The following is a 17,626-nucleotide window of genomic DNA, read 5'->3' as shown; positions in this document are numbered from 1 at the left end:
GTCACCCACCGGAGATCCCCACGTGGGCACGGCATATATGTCGTTGTTCAACCTGGCCTGGGCGCGCAAGACCGGGGGAGCGTTCGTCCTGCGCATCGAGGACACCGACCGGCAGCGCTACGTACCCGAATCCGAGCAACAGATCTTCGCCACACTGCGTTGGCTACACCTGGGCTGGGATGAAGGCCCCGATGTCGGCGGGCCCTACGCTCCCTACCGTCAATCAGAACGCCTCGACACCTATCGGCCGTTCGTCGATCAACTCATCGCCGACGGGCATGCGTACTACTGCTGGTGCTCCACCGAACGCCTCGCTGAGCTCCGCGCCCAACAGCAGGCCTCCAAGCAGGCCGTCACCGGCTATGACCGGCTGTGCCTGGGCAAGACCCGCGAGGAGCGTGCGCAACTTCCCGGGTTCTCAGAGACCCCCGTCGTACGAATGCTCATCCCCGACGATGTTCCCTTAGCGTTCGACGACCTGGTTCGCGGGCCGGTGTCCGCCCCCCACCCCGACGACCAGGTCATCTTGAAGGCCGACGGATTCCCCACCTACCACATGGCCGTCGTCGTGGACGATCATCTGATGGGCATCACGCACGTGGTGCGGGGAGAGGAGTGGATCAGCTCGACGCCCAAGCACATCTTGTTGTACCGCTGGCTGGGGTGGCAGGTTCCCGCGTTCGCCCACATGCCGCTTCTGCGCAACACCGACAAATCGAAGATCTCCAAGCGGAAGAACCCTGCCGCGCGCCTGATGTGGTTCCGGGAGCAGGGATACCTTCCTCAGGCGCTGGTGAACTTCTTGCAGTTGTTGGGTTATCCCCCTGCTGAGGGCGAGCAAGAGGTAGCCGACTTCGACCAGTTCGTGGCCGGGTTCGAGTGGTCCAAGGTCAACACGGTCGGGCCTGTCTTCGATCTGGACAAGCTGAACTGGCTCAACGGGCACTACATCCGCTCCCTCAGCCCTGAGCAACTCTCCGACGCCATCCTGGAACACCTTGCCTTCACCGGGGTGTGGCCCGAGCCCACCGAGGAGCAGGTGCGCGTCCTGCGGGCCGCAACCCCACTCGTCCAGGAGCGCTTGACGCTCCTGTCGGAGGCGCCAGCCAAGATCGCGTTCCTGCTGGCGGCCGACGAGGACATCGAGATTGCCGAGGACGCCCGGGCGACCTTGCCGCCGAATGCCGCAGAGGTGCTGGACGCCTCGATCGAAGCATTGGCCGAACTCCCGGCGTGGAGCCACGACGAGATCCAGGCCAAGCTGCGCAGCGTGCTCGTGGAAGGCCTCGGCGTGAAGCCCAAGTTCGCCTTTGGCCCGTTGCGGGTCGGAGTCACCGGGTCGCGCGTCTCCCCGCCATTGTTCGAGTCGCTCGAGATTCTCGGGAAGGCGTCCACTCTGGAGCGCCTCCGACGGCTGCGGAACCAACTCTGATGTAGCCAGCAGCCCAGCAAAGGCCTGGAGGTTGCCCGGCACACACAACGCGGTCGGGGTGGCAGGTATGTGCCTGCCACCCCGACCGCGTTGCCGCCAGGTCAGAAGTTAGCCCGGAAGGTATCCATGATCTGCGCTGCAGCTTCGACGGCGCTCACCTGCCCGCCAGCAACGTCGATCTCCAACGGGCCCGCGATCGCCTTCACCGCAGGATTACGGATGAGGGCCGTCTCCAGGTCATCGCGCACCAGCGCCCACATCCAGTCGCGCTGCTGGGCAGCTCTGCGTGCGTCCAGCGAGCCGTCAGCCTCCAGAATGGCCCGGTGGTTCAGGACGGCCTTCCAGACGTCGTCCAGGCCGTCTCCGGTGTAAGAACTGGACGTGAGCACGGGGGTGCGGGGCTCATCGGCACCCTTGATCAGCCGCATGGCGATCGCCAGCTCCCGAGCGGCCACGCGGGCCTCCCCGGCGCCGTCGCCGTCGGCCTTGTTGACCGTGATGACATCGGCCATCTCCAAGATCCCGCGCTTGATGCCCTGGAGCTGATCCCCGGTGCGGGCGATCATCAACAGCAAGAAGGTGTCCACCATCCCCGCCACGGCGACCTCGGATTGCCCGACGCCGACGGTCTCCACCCAGATGGTGTCGAACCCCGCGGCCTCCATGATGAGCATCCCCTCGCGGGTGGCGCGCGCCACGCCTCCGAGCTGAGTTCCAGAAGGGGAGGGGCGGATGAAGGCGGCGTCCGTCTCGGCCAGGTCGGCCATCCGCGTCCGGTCACCCAAAACTGAGCCACCCGAACGCGAGGAGGACGGGTCCACAGCCAGCACGGCGATCTTGTGACCCTGCTCGATGAGTCGGGTCCCCATCGCGTTGATGAAGGTCGACTTGCCAGCCCCCGGGACACCAGAGATACCGACGCGGACTGCGCGCCCGGTGTAGGGCCGCAGCAATTCCAAGAGTTCTCGTGCCTTCTCGCGATGGTCGGGCCGGGACGACTCGACGAGCGTCAGTGCGCGCGCGATATGTGCACGAGACCCGGCAACCACCTGCTCTGCAAGGGTTGCCGGGTCCAGTGTCTGCCTCATGCCGCAGGTTCCTCCAGGCGCTTGATCAGCAATTCGAGCAACTCATGCGCCGACTCGGGGATCTTCGTTCCGGGCGGGTAGATCGCGTCCGCACCGTGCTCGCGAAGCTCCTCGAAATCCTGGCTCGGGATCACGCCGCCGACGATGATCATCAGGTCATCGCGGCCGAGCTTGTCCAACTCGGCCCGCAGCGCCGGCACGAGGGTGAGGTGGCCAGCCGCCAGCGAGCTCACGCCCACCACGTGCACGTCCGCCTCGATCGCCTGACGGGCGACCTCCTCCGGCGTCTGGAACAGCGGGCCGACGTCGACGTCGAAGCCGAGATCGGCGAAGGCCGTCGAGATGACCTTCTGCCCACGGTCGTGACCGTCCTGACCCATCTTGGCGACCAAGATACGGGGACGACGGCCTTCCAATTCCTCGAACTTCTCCACCAGTTCCTTCGTGGCCTGGGTGGAGGCGGTGTTCCCGGATTCCTTGCTGTACACGCCACTGATCGTACGGATCTGCGCCGTGTAGCGCCCGAACTCCTTCTCCAACGCGCTGGAGATTTCGCCCACGGACGCCCGTGCACGCGCAGCGTCGATGGCCAGCTTCAGCAGGTTGCGCTCCGGATCGGTCGGATCGGGGTTGGCAGCCGCCCAGGTGAGCTTCTCCAAGGCAGCCTGAGTGGTGGCCTCGTCGCGCTCGGCGCGCAGTTGCTCCAGCTTCGCGATCTGCTCCGCGCGCACCTGCGCGTTGTCGACCTTGAGCACCTCGATGCCCTCGTCCTCGTCGAGGGTGTACTTGTTCACGCCGACGACGGGCTGACGACCGGAGTCGATGCGCGCCTGAGTACGGGCGGCCGCCTCCTCGATGCGCATCTTGGGGATGCCTGCCTCGATGGCCTTGGCCATGCCGCCAGCCTGCTCGACCTCCTGGATGAGAGCCCAGGCCTTCTCCGCAAGTTCGGCCGTGAGCTTCTCGACGTACGCCGAGCCGCCCCACGGGTCGATCGGGCGGGTCGTGCCCGACTCCTGCTGAATGAACAGCTGAGTGTTACGGGCGATGCGGGCCGAGAAGTCGGTCGGCAAGGCGATGGCCTCATCCAGCGCGTTGGTGTGCAACGACTGCGTGTGGCCCTGCGTGGCGGCCATGGCCTCCAGGCAGGTCCGCGTCACGTTGTTGAACACATCCTGGGCCGTGAGCGACCACCCGGACGTCTGGCTGTGCGTCCGCAAGGACATCGACTTCGGGTTCTTCGCGCCCGAGTCCTTCACCAACCGCGCCCACAGCATGCGTGCGGCACGCATCTTGGCCACTTCCATGAAGAAGTTCATCCCGATCGCCCAGAAGAACGACAAGCGGGGGGCGAACTTGTCGACATCCAGGCCCACGGACTGACCGGCACGGATGTACTCGATGCCGTCGGCCAGCGTGTAGGCCATCTCGATGTCGGCGGTGGCTCCCGCCTCCTGCATGTGGTAGCCGGAGATCGAGATCGAGTTGAACTTCGGCATGTTCGCGCTCGTGAACGCGAAGATATCGGAGATGATCCGCATCGAGGGGGCCGGCGGGTAGATGTAGGTGTTGCGGACCATGAACTCCTTCAGAATGTCATTCTGAATCGTTCCGGCCAGTTGCTCCGGTGCCACGCCTTGCTCCTCGGCCGCCACGACGTAGAGAGCGAGGATCGGGAGGACGGCGCCGTTCATGGTCATCGACACTGACATCTGATCCAGCGGGATGCCCTCGAAGAGCTGCCGCATGTCGAGGATCGAATCGACGGCCACACCGGCCATGCCGACGTCGCCGGAAACCCGGGGATGGTCGGAGTCATAGCCGCGGTGCGTGGCCAGGTCGAAAGCGATCGAGAGGCCCTTTTGCCCAGCCGCAAGGTTGCGCCGGTAGAAGGCGTTGGACTCGGCGGCGGTTGAGAAGCCCGCGTACTGACGGATCGTCCAGGGACGGTTGACGTACATCGTGGCGTAGGGGCCGCGCAGGAACGGGGGAAGCCCCGGACGGGTGTCCAGGAAGTCCAGGCCAGCGAGATCTGCCTCGGTGAACAGCGGCGGAACCGGAATCTGCTCGGGCGTCTCCCACACTGCGCCCTGGCCGCCAGCTTCGGCCAGCGCATCGTCGTAGAGGTGATGCGCCGTCTTGTCCGGCGTGGCGTCGCCGAGAGGAACGGAATCGAAACGGGGAATCATCGGGTCACTCCCAAAGTAGTGAAGGTGGAGTTGAGGAAATCAACGACGTTCATGCCCAAGGCGATCGTGCCATCGAAGAGCCCGTCGGGGGCTTCGCCTGCCTCCGCGAGCTGGCCCGCGAGGTAGACCTTCTCGACGCCGGCAGCCTTGAGCGCCTCGGCGACCGGAACGGCCTGATCGGCGTAGACCTTCGCGCTGCTGGCCAGGACGGCGACCTTGGCGCCAGCCTGTGCGGCGCGTTCGGCGATCTCCGCAGGCGTGCCTCCGTGGCTCTCTGCCGGGTGGAGGCCACCCACGAGGAGCACGTTGGAGGCGAAGCCCTGGCGGGCGCCGAAGTCGCGCTGCTGCCCCAAGCAGGCCAAGAAGACCTCCGGCGGGGCGCCATGCTCGGCTTGGTAGGCCCATGCCTGTCCACGCAACTCCTCAAAGACCTGGGAGTCGCGAATCTGCGTCAGTCCGCCCAGGACGGGAGCCTCGGGACGGGGCTTGGCTTCGAACTTCACCTCGCCTGCGAGCGGGAACATGCTGACGCCGGTGAGCTCGATAGCCCGGGTGGCCAGCTTGGCGGCGCGTGCCTCGTTGGTCTGGCCGATCCGACGCTCAATGTCGCCGGAGGCCAGAGCTGCAGCCATACCGCCAGCGGCCTCGATCTCCCCGACGATCACCCAGGCAGCCTGAGCGAGTTCCTCGGTGAGTGCTTCGACGTACCAGGAACCCCCGGCGGGATCCATCACGCGTCCGAGGTTGGATTCCTCGGCGGCGATGACCTGCGTGTTGCGTGCAATGCGACGCGAGAACGAACTCGGCAGGCCTGCGGCGTGGTCGAAGGGCAGCACCGTGATGGCGTCGGCCCCGCCGGTTGCTGCCCCGAAGGTTGCGATGGTGGCGCGCAGCAGGTTGACGTAGGGATCCACCGTGCTGAACATCCGCGGGCTGGTGACGGCGTGCGTGTGCGCACCACGCAAGGCCTCAGTGACACCAGACACCTCGGTGACGCGGGCCCACAGGCGACGCAGAGCGCGCAGGCGTGAAATCGTCATGAACTGATCAGCAGTGGCCGAGACCCGGAACTCGAGTTGGGTGACCGCGAGGTCGGGGGAGATCCCGGCATCGTCGAGGTCGCGAAGGTACTCGATGCCGGTCGCGATGGCGAAGGCGAGTTCCTGGACGTCGTCGGCCCCCGCTCCGACGTAGGGGAGCACATCCACGGTCAACGCGACGACCCCGGGCAAGGATTCAGTCGCCTCCGCGACGAATGCGCGGTGGGCCGACAGATCCGGCGTGGTGCCGTTGAGGGCGGCGTAACGCAGGGCGTCGATGCCGAGACTGCCCTTGAGGTTTTCGGGGTCATTACCCGAGCCCCGGAAGACCTCGATGAGTGCCGTGGCGGCACCCGCCGGGTCGGTGTTACTGATGACGCGCACGGCCGCAAGGTCGAGTTGGACGTCGGCGAGGACGTCGGCGAGGCGATCGGCAGGAATGGCGTCCGGGTCCAGACGCAGCCACACCGACGTGGCGCCGCGCTCAAGGTCGTCCAGGATGGCCTGGCGAGTCAGGGCGACATCGGGATCCTCATGGAGCTGTCGAACGCCCCAGGCCACGGCGTCGCCGTTGCGCACGCTGGCGCCCCGCGTGAACGGCATGGCCCCGGGGTAGCCCAGTTCCGCGGGGGAATCCCCGGCGGTGTAGAGGGGCGCAATCTGCAGCCCGTCCAACGTCGTGGTCGTCAGCCTCTTCAGGCCCTCCTCGACGGTGAGTTGCTTACCTTCGGGGCGGCCACGGTTGAGGACCTTGAGGACCTCCGCCTCCCACTGTTCGTCGGTGACCGAGGGAAAGCCCCCGGCCAAGGTGAGTTGTTCGGGGTCAACCGACATGCGAACCTATCCTCTGCATCGCTGTCCGCCGGCCCCGGGCGAGGCCGGACATGTGTCCACAGTAGTGCGCTGAGGCCCCTTCGGGGTGGTGTTTGTCGAGCAGTGGTCGATTTCTCCTACTTTCCGTAGTAATCGATCTGCACTGTGGCGCTATCGACATCGCGCGCGAGGGCGATCCGCCGACGGGGCTCGACCCCGGCCGCAGGGGGGCGCCGCCCCAGATTTGCCCCTGAGGGCGGGCGATGCCAGAATAGTAGGGTTGCTTTGACGCTGGTTGCGGCAAGGCCGTCCGTCGCGAGCGTCGGACGGGTTCCGCAGTTTCGCCACCCCGGAGCACTCGGGCGGTAACACGCCGGGCCCTACCAGGTCCCCTGATTGAGGGGATTGCGCGGCCCGCAAGGCGCGACACGCCCGACCTCGGGGGTCGGAGTGACAAGGGGTTTTTCAACCGAGAGGCCCGAGCTGGGGCGGCATGATGCTAGTCGGCCCACAATGAAGTAAGGACATCCATGGCAGGACAAAAGATCCGGATTCGACTCCGGGCTTATGACCACGAGGTCATTGATACGTCGGCGAAGAAGATCGTCGACACCGTCACGCGTACGGGCGCTCAGGTCGCCGGCCCGGTGCCGTTGCCGACCGAGAAGAACGTGTACTGCGTGATCCGGTCCCCCCACAAGTACAAGGACAGCCGCGAGCACTTCGAGATGCGCACCCACAAGCGGCTCATCGACATCCTCGACCCGACCCCCAAGACGGTGGACTCGCTCATGCGGCTCGACCTGCCGGCGGGTGTCGACATCGAGATCAAGCTTCCGTGAGGTCCGCTGCCATGAACAACGAACGCACCGTCAAGGGCATCCTGGGCTCCAAGCTCGGCATGACCCAGCTCTGGGACGCCGACAACAAGGTCGTCCCCGTCACCGTCATCCAGGCGGGCCCCTGCGTCGTGACGCAGGTCCGCACGCCGGAGAAGGACGGCTACAACGCCGTCCAGCTGGCCTACGGCGCCGTCAAGCCGAAGAACGTCAACAAGCCCACGACCGGCCACTTCGAGGCCGCTGGCGTGACGCCGCGGCGTCACCTGGTCGAGTTGCGCACCGCTGACGCGTCGGAGTACACCCTCGGCCAGGAAGTGAACGCCGACGCGTTCGAGGTTGGCCAGGTTGTCGACGTGACCGGCGTCACCAAGGGCAAGGGCACCGCGGGTGTCATGAAGCGTCACGGCTTCCATGGCCTGCGCGCCACCCACGGTGTGCACCGCAAGCACCGTTCCCCGGGTTCCATCGGTCAGTCCTCGACGCCGTCGCGCGTGTTCCCCGGCATGCGTATGGCCGGCCGCATGGGCGTCGACAAGGTGACCGTGCAGAACCTGACCATCCACGCTGTCGACGCCGAGCGCGGTCTGATCCTCGTTAAGGGTTCGGTCCCGGGCCCCAAGGGTGCCCTCGTCGTCGTGCGCACCGCTGCCAAGAAGGGAGCCTGAGCATGAGTGAGACCCGCAAGGTCGCCGTGATCGGCACCAAGAAGTCTGCGGAGCTCCCCGCCGAGCTTTTCGATGTCCAGACCAACGTGCCGCTGATCCACCAGGTCGTCGTGGCGCAGCAGGCCGCCGCCCGTCAGGGCACGCACTCCACCAAGACCCGCGGCGAGGTCCGCGGCGGTGGCGCGAAGCCGTGGCGCCAGAAGGGCACCGGCCGCGCCCGCCAGGGTTCGCGCCGCGCGCCCCAGTGGACCGGTGGTGGCATCGTCCACGGCCCGCAACCCCACGGCTACGCTCAGCGCACGCCCAAGAAGATGGTCGCCGCCGCGCTGCGAGGCGTCCTGTCTGACCGTGCCCGCGAAGGCGCCGTCCACGTCGTCGATACGTTCGTGACCGGCGAGAAGCCGTCGACCAAGACCGCTTTGCAGGCGCTGGAGACCGTTGAGGGTCGCCGCGTCCTCGTGGTGCTGACCCGCGACGACTCGCTCGCATGGCTCAGCCTGCGCAACGTGGCTTCCGTGCACGTGATTGCTGTGGACCAACTCAACGCCTACGACGTCGTCGTGGCCGATGATGTCGTCTTCACCGCGGCGGCGCTGGAAGCGTTCGTGGCCGGGCCTGCCAAGGGCAAGTCGGTTAAGGCGGTCGCGACCGAGTCTGAGGCCAAGGAGGCTGACAAGTGAGCAACGAGCTGAAGATCCACGACCACCGCGACATCCTGCTCGCGCCTGTGGTCAGCGAGAAGAGCTACGGCCTGCTCGACGAGAACAAGTACACCTTCCTCGTCGCGCCGGACGCCAACAAGACCGAGATCAAGATCGCCGTGGAGAAGATCTTCGGCGTCAAGGTCACCGCGGTCAACACCATCAACCGCCAGGGCAAGAGCCGCCGGCTGCGCTACGGCGTCGGCAAGCGTCCCGACACCAAGCGCGCGATCGTCTCGGTCGCCGATGGCCAGCGGATCGACATCTTCGGCCAGGGCAACTGAGTCGGGGCGACGAAGGACTGATTGACACATGGCTATTCGTAAGTACAAGCCCACGACTCCGGGCCGTCGCGGCTCCTCGGTTTCGGATTTCTCCGAACTGACGCGCTCGACCCCCGAGAAGTCGCTCACCGTCCCGATCAAGAAGACCGGCGGGCGCAACAACCAGGGTCGCGTGACCACCCGCCACATCGGCGGCGGTCACAAGCAGGCCTACCGCATCATCGACTTCAAGCGGTACGACAAGGACGGCGTTCCGGCCAAGGTCGCTCACATCGAGTACGACCCGAACCGCACCGCTCGCATCGCGCTGCTGCACTATGCCGATGGCGCGAAGCGCTACATCATCGCCCCCGAAGGTCTCGCCCAGGGCGCGACCGTGGAGGCCGGTGAAGGCGCCGACATCAAGCCCGGCAACAACCTGCCGTTGCGCAACATCCCCGTCGGCACCGTGGTGCACGCCGTGGAACTGCGTCCCGGCGGCGGCGCCAAGATGGGCCGCTCCGCTGGCGCCCGCGTCCAGCTCGTCGCTCGCGAGGGCCGTCACGCCACGCTGCGTCTGCCCTCGGGTGAAATGCGCATGGTCGACGTTCGCTGCCGCGCCACGGTTGGTGAGGTCGGTAACGCCGAGCAGAGCAACATCAACTGGGGCAAGGCGGGGCGTAACCGCTGGAAGGGCATCCGCCCGACCGTCCGCGGTGTCGTCATGAACCCGATCGACCACCCGCACGGCGGTGGCGAGGGTCGTACCTCCGGTGGCCGTCACCCGGTCAGCCCGTGGGGCAAGCCCGAGGGACGCACCCGCAACAAGAACAAGGCGAGCAGCAAGCTCATCATTCGTCGCCGCAAGTCCGGCAAGAAGCGCTGATCGGGGAGTAGGAAAAAATGCCACGCAGCCTGAAGAAGGGTCCCTTCATCGATGCGTCGTTGGCCAAGAAGGTCGACGTGCAAAACGAGTCGGGAAGCAAGAACGTCATCAAGACCTGGTCGCGCCGTTCGATGATCAGCCCCGACATGATCGGGCACACCATCGCCGTGCACGACGGTCGCAAGCACATCCCGGTCTTCATCTCCGAGGCCATGGTTGGGCACAAGCTGGGGGAGTTCGCCCCGACGCGTACCTACCGTGGTCACGTGAAGGATGACAAGAAGTCGCGTCGCCGCTGACGGCACGAGAGAAGGAATGGATTTCATGAGCACAGAAAAGACGCGGCCCAGCCGCCGCGCTGCGCTGCTCGGGGACCGTCCCGGTTCGTACGCCATCGCGCGTCACGTCCGGATGTCCTCGACCAAGGTTCGTCGTGTCGTCGACATTGTCCGCGGCATGGATGTCAATGAGGCCCTCGCGGTCCTGCGGTTCGCGCCGCAGGCGGCGTCGGATCCCGTCTACAAGGTGGTCGCCTCCGCGGTCGCCAACGCCGAGAGCGCCGAAGACCTGCGAGGCGATGACCTGTTCATCAGCCAGGCTTTCGTCGACGAGGGCGTGACGCTGCGCCGTATCCGCCCCCGGGCCAAGGGCTCCGCGAGCCGGATCAACAAGCGCGCCGCACACATCACTGTCGTCGTCGAGCCCAAGGGCACGAAGGGAGCCTGAGCATGGGACAAAAGATCAACCCGATTGGCTTCCGCCTCGGCATCACCACCGACCACACCAGCCGCTGGTACGCCGACAAGAACTACTCCGAGCTCGTCTCGGAGGACGTCAAGATCCGCGCTTGGCTCACCAAGAACCTTGAGCGGGCGGGCATCAGCTCCATTGAGATCGAGCGTCGCTCCGAGCGCGTCACGATCTTCCTGCACGCCGCGCGTCCGGGCATCGTCATCGGCCGTAACGGCGCCGAGGCGGAGCGCGTCCGCGGCCAGCTCGAAAAGCTGACCGGCAAGCAGGTGCAGCTCAACATCCTCGAGGTCAAGAACCCCGAGATCGACGCCCAGCTCGTCGCGCAGGGCATCGCCGAGCAGCTCAGCGCCCGCGTGGCGTTCCGCCGCGCGATGCGCAAGGCCCAGCAGTCCGCCATGCGTTCGGGTGCCCTCGGCATTCGGATCCAGTGCTCCGGACGTCTCGGCGGCGCCGAGATGAGCCGTTCGGAGTTCTACCGCGAGGGTCGCGTGCCGCTGCACACGCTCCGCGCCGACATCGACTACGGCTTCTACGAGGCCCGCACGACGTTCGGCCGGATCGGCGTGAAGGTGTGGATCTACAAGGGTGACGTCTCGGGCAACCGCGCCGAGCGCGCCGCCCAGCGCGCCGCCCGCGCCAACGCCGGTGGCGGTCAGCGTCGTCCGGGCCGTGGCCCGCGTCGCGATGGCCGTGGCGGCGATCGTCCGGAGCGCGGCGGACGCCGCCGCGCCGAAGCCGCAGCCGAGGCCCCGGCGGCCGAGGCTCAGCAGAGCGAAGGAGCGTGACCCGATGCTGATTCCCCGTCGAGTCAAGTACCGCAAGCAGCACCACCCCAAGCGTGATGGCATGGCCAAGGGTGGCACCAAGCTGGCGTTCGGCGAGTTCGGTATCCAGGCGCTGGAGTCGTCCTACCTGACCAACCGCCAGATCGAGTCGGCCCGTATCGCCATGACCCGTCACATCAAGCGTGGCGGCAAGGTGTGGATTAACGTCTACCCCGATCGTCCGATGACCAAGCACCCCGCCGAGTCCCGCATGGGTTCCGGTAAGGGTTCGCCCGAGTGGTGGGTCGCGAACATCAAGCCCGGCCGGGTGCTCTTTGAGCTGTCCGGCGTGCCGGAGGACGTGGCCCGTGAGGCCATGCGTCTGGCCATCCACAAGCTGCCCTTCAAGGCGCGCTTCATCAAGCGGGAAGCAGGTGAGATCTGATGGCGCAATCCCATGCCGCCGCAGACCTGCGCGGCCGTAGCCGCGAGGAACTCAACACGTTGGTCGCAGAGCTGAAGGAGGAGCTGTTCACGCTCCGCTTCGCTGCTGCCACCGGACAGCTGGAGTCCCACGGACGCCTGCGCGAGGCCCGCAAGGACATCGCCCGCGTTTACACCGTGCTCCAAGAGCGCAACCTGGGCATCGTCCCCGACCCCGACGTCGAGAAGTAAGAGGACTCAACCATGAGTGAGACGGTCGAGCGCAACGCTCGCAAGGTCCGCGAGGGCGTGGTCGTGAGCGACAAGATGGACAAGACCATCACCGTCGCAGTCGAGCAGCGCGTCAAGCACGCCCTGTACGGCAAGGTCATGACCAAGACCCTGAAGCTGAAGGCCCACGACGAGGACAACGCCGCCGGTATCGGCGACCGCGTTCGCGTCATGGAGACCCGGCCGCTGTCGGCCACGAAGCGCTGGCGCCTCCTCGACATCGTCGAGAAGGCCAAGTAGCACCCCGCCGGTGCCGAAGACGAGCTGACCCCGGATTGGAAACCCGACCAGCGCAGACCTTCGGCGCACCACACGTGTGTGGTAGCCGGCATCAGTCCGCCAGGCCCGCAAGGGAACCGGCGAACAAAGGAGAGAATCAATGATTCAGCAGGAGTCGCGACTGAAGGTCGCCGACAACACGGGTGCCAAGGAACTCCTCTGCATCCGCGTGCTCGGTGGCTCGAAGCGTCGCTACGCAGGCCTGGGCGACCGCATCGTCGCCACGGTCAAGGACGCCATCCCTGGTGGCAACGTGAAGAGGGGCGATGTGGTCAAGGCCGTCATCGTCCGCACGGTGAAGGAAACGCGTCGTCCCGACGGTTCCTACATCAAGTTCGATGAGAACGCAGCCGTCATCTTGAAGAACGACGGTGAACCTCGTGGGACGCGCATCTTCGGGCCCGTGGGCCGCGAACTGCGCGACAAGAAGTTCATGCGCATCATTTCGCTGGCACCGGAGGTGATCTGAGATGGGTAAGTCTCTTCATGTGAAGAAGGGCGACCTGGTCAAGGTCATCGCAGGCGCCGACAAGGGCGTTACCGGCAAGGTGATCAAGGTCCTCCCGAAGGAGAACCGCGTCATCGTCGAGAGCGTCAACCTGGTCAAGAAGCACACCCCGTCCACGCCGAACGCCTCCGGGGCGACGACGGGCGGCATCATCGAGACCGAGGCGCCGATTCACGCGTCCAACGTCGCGCTGGTGCTGTCGGGTAAGGGGCCCAAGGCCAAGACCACGCGTACCGGTCACAAGCGCGTCGAGGTGACGAAGACTCGCCCCGACGGCAGCACGTACACCGCGGAGCGTTCGGTCCGCATCGCCCGCAGCACCGGAGAGGAGATCTGAGATGGCTGAGTCCGTCAAGGAACTGCCCCGCCTGAAGAAGAAGTACCGCGAGGACATCCGTCCGGCGCTGAACGAGCAGTTCAGCTATGCCAACGTCATGCAGATCCCCGGCCTGGTCAAGGTCGTGGTGAACATGGGTGTGGGTGAAGCCGCTCGCGATTCCAAGGTCATCGACGGCGCGATCCGCGATCTCACCGCGATCACCGGTCAAAAGCCGCAGGTGACCAAGGCTCGTAAGTCGATCGCTCAGTTCAAGCTGCGCGAAGGCATGCCGATCGGCTGCCACGTGACGCTGCGTGGTGACCGCATGTGGGAGTTCGCCGACCGTCTGCTGACGCTGGCGCTGCCCCGTATCCGTGACTTCCGCGGCCTGTCGGCCCGCCAGTTCGACGGTAAGGGCAACTACACCTTCGGCCTCAACGAGCAGGTCATGTTCCACGAGATCGATCAGGACAAGATCGACCGCGTGCGCGGCATGGACATCACGTTCGTGACCTCGGCCACCACCGACGAAGAGGGCTTGGCGCTTCTGCGGCACCTGGGCTTCCCGTTCAAGGCTCCCGAGAACGATCCGAAGAAGGCCACCGCCCGCAAGCGCGCCTTCACTGGCTCCAAGAGCCAGATCAAGAAGCAGATGTCGAGGAAGTGAGCTGATCGATGGCTAAGACCGCACTGAAGGTCAAGCAGGCACGCAAGCCCAAGTTCGCCGTCCGCGCGTACACCCGCTGCAACAAGTGTGGCCGTCCGCGTTCGGTGTACCGCAAGTTCGGCCTGTGCCGAGTTTGCCTGCGTGACCTCGCGCACCGCGGCGAACTGCCGGGCGTCACCAAGTCGTCTTGGTGACCAGCCCTTACTCCCACGAATCCTGACGCTGAAGGTCCCCGGGCAGTCCCGCCCGGGGAAACCACGGCGAGAAAGAGGCCGAACAAGCCATGACAATGACCGATCCAATCGCAGACATGCTCACGCGTCTGCGTAACGCCAACCAGGCGTTCCACGACTCGACCTCCATGCCGCACAGCAAGATCAAGGTGGGTATCGCCGAGATCTTGAAGCAGCAGGGCTACATCACGTCCTATGAGGTCATCGATCCCGCCGAAGGCGAGGTCGGGAAGACCCTCAAGGTCACCCTGAAGTACGGCCAGAACCGCGAGCGTTCCATCGCTGGACTGCGCCGCATCAGCAAGCCCGGTTTGCGCGTGTACGCCAAGAGCAACGCGTTGCCGAAGGTGCTCGGCGGCCTCGGTGTCGCGATCATCTCGACGTCGCAGGGTCTGCTGACCGATAAGGAAGCATCGCGCAAGAGCGTCGGCGGCGAAGTGCTCGCCTACGTTTGGTGAGAGAGGAGCTGAACAGAACATGTCACGCATTGGAAAGCTCCCCATCACCGTTCCGGCCGGGGTCGAGGTGAAGCTCACCGGACAGGACGTCGAGGTCAAGGGACCCAAGGGTTCCCTCAGCCTGACGGTGTCTGAGCCCATCACGGTCGCGAAGAACGAGGCTGGCGAGATCGAGGTCACGCGTCCGGACGACGAGCGGGAATCCCGCTCGCTGCACGGCCTGACCCGCACGCTGGTCAACAACATGGTCATCGGGGTTACCGAGGGCTATGAGAAGAAGCTGGAGATCGTCGGTGTTGGTTACCGCGTCATCAGCAAGGGCCCCACGCAGTTGGAGTTCAACCTCGGCTTCAGCCACCCGGTGATTGTGGACGCCCCCGAGGGCGTCACCTTCGCCGTGGAGAAGCCGACCGCGTTCTCGGTGCAGGGCATCGATAAGCAGGTTGTTGGCGAGGTCGCTGCCAACATCCGCAAGCTGCGCAAGCCGGAGCCCTACAAGGGCAAGGGCGTGCGATACGCCGGCGAACATGTTCGCCGCAAGGTCGGAAAGGCTGGTAAGTGACGATGGCGATCTCCCTGTCGAACAACAAGGGCATGGGCGCTCGGACGAAGGCGCGGCTGCGCCGACAGGTCCGGGGCCGCAAGTCGATCTTCGGAACCACGGAGCGTCCGCGACTGGTGGTCACCCGCTCGTCGCGCCACATCGTGGCCCAGGTCGTCGACGACACCGTCGGCCGCACCCTGGCCTCGGCGTCCACCATGGAGGCCGACTTGCGTGCGGCGTCCGGTGACAAGAGCGCCAAGGCCAAGCAGGTCGGGGCTCTCGTGGCCGAGCGCGCCAAGCAGGCGGGTGTGGAGAACGTTGTGTTCGACCGCGCCGGCAACAAGTACCACGGACGGATCGCGGCGCTCGCTGAGGGCGCTCGCGAGGCCGGCCTCGGATTCTGATCAAAGCGGAAAGGACAACAATGGCGAACGAAAACGCGAACGCCCGTGGCCAGCGCGGCCAGGGCGGCGGCGAGCGTCGCGGCCGCGATGATCGACGTGGCCGTGACAACCGTGAAGAGAAGAGCCAGTACCTCGAGCGCGTCGTCACGATCAACCGCGTCGCGAAGGTCCACCAGGGTGGTCGTCGCTTCAGCTTCACCGCGCTGGTCGTGGTGGGCGACGGTGACGGCAACGTCGGCGTGGGGTACGGCAAGGCCAAGGAGGTGCCTGCGGCGATCGCCAAGGGCGTCGAGGAAGCGAAGAAGCACTTCTTCCGCGTTCCCCGCATCCAGGGCACCATCCCGCACCCCGTCCAGGGCGAGAAGGCCGCAGGGGTCGTGCTCCTGCGTCCGGCGTCCCCGGGTACCGGTGTGATTGCTGGCGGTTCCGTCCGTGCGGTTCTGGAGTGCGCCGGGATCTCCGACGTGCTGGCCAAGTCGCTGGGCAGCACCAACTCGATCAACGTGGTGCACGCCACGGTAGCCGCGTTGCAGCAGCTCGAAGAGCCTGAGGCCGTGGCGCGTCGTCGGGGCCTGCCGGTTGAGGACGTCGTTCCGGCGGCCTTGCTGCGGGCTCGGAAGGAGGGGGCAGCCTGATGGCTAAGCTCCGCATCACCCAGGTCAAGGGCGCCAACCGCGCCAAGAGGAATCAGTCCGAGACGCTTCGCACCCTCGGCCTGAAGAAGATCGGTGACGTGGTGGAGCGTGAGGACACGCCGCAGTTCCGCGGCATGGCCAACACGGTGATCCACCTGGTCTCCGTCGAGGAGGTTGAGTGACATGGTGCTGAAGGCACATCACCTGCGCCCGGCGCCCGGTGCTAAGACCGCCAAGACCCGCGTGGGTCGTGGCGAGGCGAGCAAGGGTAAGACTGCTGGCCGCGGTACCAAGGGCACCGGCGCGCGCAAGAACGTCCCCGCGGCGTTCGAGGGCGGGCAGATGCCGCTGCACATGCGGCTTCCGAAGCTGCGCGGCTTCTCCAACCCGTTCCGGGTCGAGTACCAGGTCGTGAACGTCAGCAAGCTTGCTGAACTGTTCCCGAAGGGCGGCAAGGTTACCGTCGCCGACCTCGTCGAGAAGGGCGCCGTTCGCGACGGCCGTCTCGTCAAGGTGCTGGGCAGCGGAGAGGTCTCGGTCAAGCTGGAGGTGGAGGCGAACGCCTTCACCGCGTCGGCGAAGACCAAGATCGAAGCTGCTGGCGGAACTGCAACGCAGATCTGAGCAACACCGAACAACAACGCCGACGGCGGGTCCCTGCGGGGCTCGCCGTCGGCGTTTGTGTGCGTCCTGGTTAGGCTGGCGGGCATGTGCGGGAGATTTGCGGCGTCGGCGAGCACGGAGGACCTGATCGATCTGTTCGGGATCGAGGAGGTGGCCGACCCCGCTGTGGCTAGCTACAACCTGGCCCCGACCGATCCCATCCCTGCTGTGCTGGATCGCCTCGAGGCGGATGCAGGCGCGCCCATGCGCACGCTCGTCAGCCCACGGTGGGGACTCATCCCCTCGTGGGCGAAGGATCCTTCGGGTGCTGCACGGCTCATCAACGCGCGAGCGGAGACCATCGCCACCAAGCGCTCGTTCTCGGGCTCTCTCTCACGCCGACGCTGCCTGATTCCGGCCGACGGGTACTACGAGTGGACGCCGAAGGTGGAGAGCGGCCGTACCGTCAAGCAGCCGTGGTTCCTTCACCCGAGGGAGGGACTGTTCGTCATGGCTGGGCTGTATGCGTGGTGGCGTGAGCCGGGCACGGGCGCCTGGCTCCTCACAGCGACCATCATCACAACTCAGGCCAGCGATGCGCTGGGCCACATCCACGACCGAATGCCGATGACGATTGCCCCTGCTGACTGGGATGCCTGGCTGGACCCTCGCCTCACCGAATCCCAGTGCGCGCTGCCTCTCCTGGCGACGCCTGAGGACTTGTCGGTCCACGCGGTCTCGCGCGCGGTGAATCGGGTGGCCAACAACGGACCCGAACTGGTGCTCCCCGTGGCGGACGTCCCCGCAACCTAGCCCCGGCGCGTCC

At 66.0% G+C, this 17,626-nt stretch carries 26 protein-coding genes; 23 read left to right on the top strand and 3 right to left on the bottom strand.

The window, feature by feature from the left end:
- Nucleotides 1–37 precede the first annotated feature (37 nt).
- The gene (gene gltX / locus C1706_RS10340) at nt 38–1,432 is read left to right on the top strand and encodes a glutamate--tRNA ligase (protein WP_241653533.1); all 1,395 of its coding nucleotides are present in this window, start codon (nt 38–40) and stop codon (nt 1,430–1,432) included.
- A gap of 101 nt (nt 1,433–1,533) precedes the next feature.
- On the opposite strand, the gene meaB is transcribed toward gltX, so the two are convergent.
- From meaB to mutA, 3 genes are read right to left on the bottom strand one after another with little or no spacing between them, the layout of a single operon-like run.
- Nucleotides 1,534–2,520, bottom strand: coding sequence for a methylmalonyl Co-A mutase-associated GTPase MeaB (gene meaB, locus C1706_RS10335; RefSeq protein WP_129459147.1), 987 nt, complete (start codon nt 2,518–2,520; stop codon nt 1,534–1,536).
- Entirely contained in the window at nt 2,517–4,709 is a 2,193-nt protein-coding gene (gene scpA / locus C1706_RS10330) for a methylmalonyl-CoA mutase (RefSeq protein ID WP_129459146.1), read from the bottom strand. The genes meaB and scpA overlap by 4 nt, the downstream gene beginning before the upstream one ends.
- Nucleotides 4,706–6,583, bottom strand: a complete 1,878-nt coding sequence (gene mutA / locus C1706_RS10325; RefSeq protein WP_129459145.1) for a methylmalonyl-CoA mutase small subunit — start codon at nt 6,581–6,583, stop codon at nt 4,706–4,708. The genes scpA and mutA overlap by 4 nt, the downstream gene beginning before the upstream one ends.
- A gap of 509 nt (nt 6,584–7,092) precedes the next feature.
- Between mutA and rpsJ the strand changes: the two genes are divergently transcribed.
- The 22 genes from rpsJ (at nt 7,093) to C1706_RS10215 (ending at nt 17,613) form a co-directional block, all read left to right on the top strand.
- Nucleotides 7,093–7,404 carry a 30S ribosomal protein S10 gene (rpsJ, locus tag C1706_RS10320; protein ID WP_129459144.1) on the top strand — a complete coding sequence of 104 codons (312 nt, stop codon included), beginning with the start codon at nt 7,093–7,095 and terminating at the stop codon, nt 7,402–7,404.
- A gap of 11 nt (nt 7,405–7,415) precedes the next feature.
- Nucleotides 7,416–8,069 (top strand): 50S ribosomal protein L3, encoded by a 654-nt coding sequence (rplC, locus tag C1706_RS10315; RefSeq protein ID WP_129459143.1) that lies wholly within the window; start codon nt 7,416–7,418, stop codon nt 8,067–8,069.
- A 2-nt stretch (nt 8,070–8,071) separates the two neighbouring features.
- Nucleotides 8,072–8,749: a 50S ribosomal protein L4 gene (gene rplD / locus C1706_RS10310; RefSeq protein WP_129459142.1), complete on the top strand. Its 678-nt coding sequence runs from the start codon at nt 8,072–8,074 to the stop codon at nt 8,747–8,749.
- Nucleotides 8,746–9,054, top strand: coding sequence for a 50S ribosomal protein L23 (gene rplW, locus C1706_RS10305; protein ID WP_206661082.1), 309 nt, complete (start codon nt 8,746–8,748; stop codon nt 9,052–9,054). The genes rplD and rplW overlap by 4 nt, the downstream gene beginning before the upstream one ends.
- A 28-nt stretch (nt 9,055–9,082) precedes the next feature.
- Complete coding sequence (rplB, locus tag C1706_RS10300) at nt 9,083–9,919, top strand: 50S ribosomal protein L2 (RefSeq protein ID WP_129459141.1); 837 nt, start codon at nt 9,083–9,085, stop codon at nt 9,917–9,919.
- A gap of 17 nt (nt 9,920–9,936) precedes the next feature.
- The gene (gene rpsS / locus C1706_RS10295) at nt 9,937–10,218 is read left to right on the top strand and encodes a 30S ribosomal protein S19 (RefSeq protein WP_129459140.1); all 282 of its coding nucleotides are present in this window, start codon (nt 9,937–9,939) and stop codon (nt 10,216–10,218) included.
- Nucleotides 10,219–10,243: 25 nt separating this feature from the next.
- On the top strand, nt 10,244–10,645 hold the full coding sequence (gene rplV / locus C1706_RS10290) for a 50S ribosomal protein L22 (protein WP_129459139.1): 402 nt from the start codon (nt 10,244–10,246) through the stop codon (nt 10,643–10,645).
- A gap of 2 nt (nt 10,646–10,647) precedes the next feature.
- Nucleotides 10,648–11,457 (top strand): 30S ribosomal protein S3, encoded by an 810-nt coding sequence (rpsC, locus tag C1706_RS10285; RefSeq protein ID WP_129459138.1) that lies wholly within the window; start codon nt 10,648–10,650, stop codon nt 11,455–11,457.
- Nucleotides 11,458–11,461: 4 nt separating this feature from the next.
- Entirely contained in the window at nt 11,462–11,881 is a 420-nt protein-coding gene (gene rplP / locus C1706_RS10280) for a 50S ribosomal protein L16 (protein WP_129459137.1), read from the top strand.
- On the top strand, nt 11,881–12,111 hold the full coding sequence (gene rpmC, locus C1706_RS10275; RefSeq protein ID WP_129459136.1) for a 50S ribosomal protein L29: 231 nt from the start codon (nt 11,881–11,883) through the stop codon (nt 12,109–12,111). Before rplP ends, rpmC begins: the two co-directional genes overlap by 1 nt.
- A gap of 12 nt (nt 12,112–12,123) precedes the next feature.
- Entirely contained in the window at nt 12,124–12,390 is a 267-nt protein-coding gene (gene rpsQ / locus C1706_RS10270) for a 30S ribosomal protein S17 (RefSeq protein WP_129459135.1), read from the top strand.
- A gap of 139 nt (nt 12,391–12,529) precedes the next feature.
- Complete coding sequence (gene rplN, locus C1706_RS10265; protein ID WP_129459134.1) at nt 12,530–12,898, top strand: 50S ribosomal protein L14; 369 nt, start codon at nt 12,530–12,532, stop codon at nt 12,896–12,898.
- Between the two features lies 1 nt (nt 12,899).
- Nucleotides 12,900–13,274, top strand: coding sequence for a 50S ribosomal protein L24 (gene rplX, locus C1706_RS10260; protein ID WP_129459133.1), 375 nt, complete (start codon nt 12,900–12,902; stop codon nt 13,272–13,274).
- Nucleotide 13,275: 1 nt separating this feature from the next.
- A complete protein-coding gene (rplE, locus tag C1706_RS10255; protein ID WP_129459132.1) occupies nt 13,276–13,923 on the top strand; it encodes a 50S ribosomal protein L5 in 648 nt (215 codons plus the stop codon).
- Nucleotides 13,924–13,931: 8 nt separating this feature from the next.
- Nucleotides 13,932–14,117, top strand: a complete 186-nt coding sequence (locus C1706_RS10250) for a type Z 30S ribosomal protein S14 (protein WP_129459131.1) — start codon at nt 13,932–13,934, stop codon at nt 14,115–14,117.
- Between the two features lie 89 nt (nt 14,118–14,206).
- Complete coding sequence (gene rpsH, locus C1706_RS10245; RefSeq protein ID WP_129459130.1) at nt 14,207–14,614, top strand: 30S ribosomal protein S8; 408 nt, start codon at nt 14,207–14,209, stop codon at nt 14,612–14,614.
- A gap of 19 nt (nt 14,615–14,633) precedes the next feature.
- Nucleotides 14,634–15,176 (top strand): 50S ribosomal protein L6, encoded by a 543-nt coding sequence (gene rplF, locus C1706_RS10240; RefSeq protein ID WP_129459129.1) that lies wholly within the window; start codon nt 14,634–14,636, stop codon nt 15,174–15,176.
- 2 nt (nt 15,177–15,178) lie between these two features.
- Nucleotides 15,179–15,562, top strand: coding sequence for a 50S ribosomal protein L18 (rplR, locus tag C1706_RS10235; protein ID WP_129459184.1), 384 nt, complete (start codon nt 15,179–15,181; stop codon nt 15,560–15,562).
- A gap of 20 nt (nt 15,563–15,582) precedes the next feature.
- Nucleotides 15,583–16,197 carry a 30S ribosomal protein S5 gene (gene rpsE, locus C1706_RS10230; RefSeq protein WP_129459128.1) on the top strand — a complete coding sequence of 205 codons (615 nt, stop codon included), beginning with the start codon at nt 15,583–15,585 and terminating at the stop codon, nt 16,195–16,197.
- Complete coding sequence (gene rpmD, locus C1706_RS10225; RefSeq protein ID WP_129459127.1) at nt 16,197–16,379, top strand: 50S ribosomal protein L30; 183 nt, start codon at nt 16,197–16,199, stop codon at nt 16,377–16,379. Before rpsE ends, rpmD begins: the two co-directional genes overlap by 1 nt.
- 1 nt (nt 16,380) lies before the next feature.
- On the top strand, nt 16,381–16,821 hold the full coding sequence (gene rplO, locus C1706_RS10220; RefSeq protein ID WP_129459126.1) for a 50S ribosomal protein L15: 441 nt from the start codon (nt 16,381–16,383) through the stop codon (nt 16,819–16,821).
- Nucleotides 16,822–16,905: 84 nt separating this feature from the next.
- Nucleotides 16,906–17,613: an SOS response-associated peptidase gene (locus C1706_RS10215; protein WP_129459125.1), complete on the top strand. Its 708-nt coding sequence runs from the start codon at nt 16,906–16,908 to the stop codon at nt 17,611–17,613.
- Nucleotides 17,614–17,626: the final 13 nt, after the last annotated feature.

The sequence above is a fragment of the Propioniciclava flava genome (assembly GCF_004126535.1).
GTDB lineage: Bacteria > Actinomycetota > Actinomycetes > Propionibacteriales > Propionibacteriaceae > Propioniciclava > Propioniciclava flava.
This window is presented reverse-complemented; position numbering and strand designations above follow the sequence as displayed.

Bases quoted from the DNA above. Each gene is read 5' to 3' on its own strand.
- rpmD (WP_129459127.1), top strand. From the start codon at position 16,197: ATGGCTAAGCTCCGCATCACCCAGGTCAAGGGCGCCAACCGCGCCAAG.
- scpA (WP_129459146.1), bottom strand. From the start codon at position 4,709: ATGATTCCCCGTTTCGATTCCGTTCCTCTCGGCGACGCCACGCCGGAC.
- rplN (WP_129459134.1), top strand. From the start codon at position 12,530: ATGATTCAGCAGGAGTCGCGACTGAAGGTCGCCGACAACACGGGTGCC.
- rplX (WP_129459133.1), top strand. From the start codon at position 12,900: ATGGGTAAGTCTCTTCATGTGAAGAAGGGCGACCTGGTCAAGGTCATC.
- rplP (WP_129459137.1), top strand. From the start codon at position 11,462: ATGCTGATTCCCCGTCGAGTCAAGTACCGCAAGCAGCACCACCCCAAG.
- rpsE (WP_129459128.1), top strand. From the start codon at position 15,583: ATGGCGAACGAAAACGCGAACGCCCGTGGCCAGCGCGGCCAGGGCGGC.
- rplR (WP_129459184.1), top strand. From the start codon at position 15,179: ATGGCGATCTCCCTGTCGAACAACAAGGGCATGGGCGCTCGGACGAAG.
- rplV (WP_129459139.1), top strand. From the start codon at position 10,244: ATGAGCACAGAAAAGACGCGGCCCAGCCGCCGCGCTGCGCTGCTCGGG.
- rpsC (WP_129459138.1), top strand. From the start codon at position 10,648: ATGGGACAAAAGATCAACCCGATTGGCTTCCGCCTCGGCATCACCACC.
- rplD (WP_129459142.1), top strand. From the start codon at position 8,072: ATGAGTGAGACCCGCAAGGTCGCCGTGATCGGCACCAAGAAGTCTGCG.
- rpmC (WP_129459136.1), top strand. From the start codon at position 11,881: ATGGCGCAATCCCATGCCGCCGCAGACCTGCGCGGCCGTAGCCGCGAG.
- rpsQ (WP_129459135.1), top strand. From the start codon at position 12,124: ATGAGTGAGACGGTCGAGCGCAACGCTCGCAAGGTCCGCGAGGGCGTG.
- rpsH (WP_129459130.1), top strand. From the start codon at position 14,207: ATGACAATGACCGATCCAATCGCAGACATGCTCACGCGTCTGCGTAAC.
- rplO (WP_129459126.1), top strand. From the start codon at position 16,381: ATGGTGCTGAAGGCACATCACCTGCGCCCGGCGCCCGGTGCTAAGACC.
- rplF (WP_129459129.1), top strand. From the start codon at position 14,634: ATGTCACGCATTGGAAAGCTCCCCATCACCGTTCCGGCCGGGGTCGAG.
- rplB (WP_129459141.1), top strand. From the start codon at position 9,083: ATGGCTATTCGTAAGTACAAGCCCACGACTCCGGGCCGTCGCGGCTCC.
- C1706_RS10250 (WP_129459131.1), top strand. From the start codon at position 13,932: ATGGCTAAGACCGCACTGAAGGTCAAGCAGGCACGCAAGCCCAAGTTC.
- mutA (WP_129459145.1), bottom strand. From the start codon at position 6,583: ATGTCGGTTGACCCCGAACAACTCACCTTGGCCGGGGGCTTTCCCTCG.
- rplC (WP_129459143.1), top strand. From the start codon at position 7,416: ATGAACAACGAACGCACCGTCAAGGGCATCCTGGGCTCCAAGCTCGGC.
- rpsS (WP_129459140.1), top strand. From the start codon at position 9,937: ATGCCACGCAGCCTGAAGAAGGGTCCCTTCATCGATGCGTCGTTGGCC.
- gltX (WP_241653533.1), top strand. From the start codon at position 38: ATGTCGTTGTTCAACCTGGCCTGGGCGCGCAAGACCGGGGGAGCGTTC.
- meaB (WP_129459147.1), bottom strand. From the start codon at position 2,520: ATGAGGCAGACACTGGACCCGGCAACCCTTGCAGAGCAGGTGGTTGCC.
- C1706_RS10215 (WP_129459125.1), top strand. From the start codon at position 16,906: ATGTGCGGGAGATTTGCGGCGTCGGCGAGCACGGAGGACCTGATCGAT.
- rplE (WP_129459132.1), top strand. From the start codon at position 13,276: ATGGCTGAGTCCGTCAAGGAACTGCCCCGCCTGAAGAAGAAGTACCGC.
- rpsJ (WP_129459144.1), top strand. From the start codon at position 7,093: ATGGCAGGACAAAAGATCCGGATTCGACTCCGGGCTTATGACCACGAG.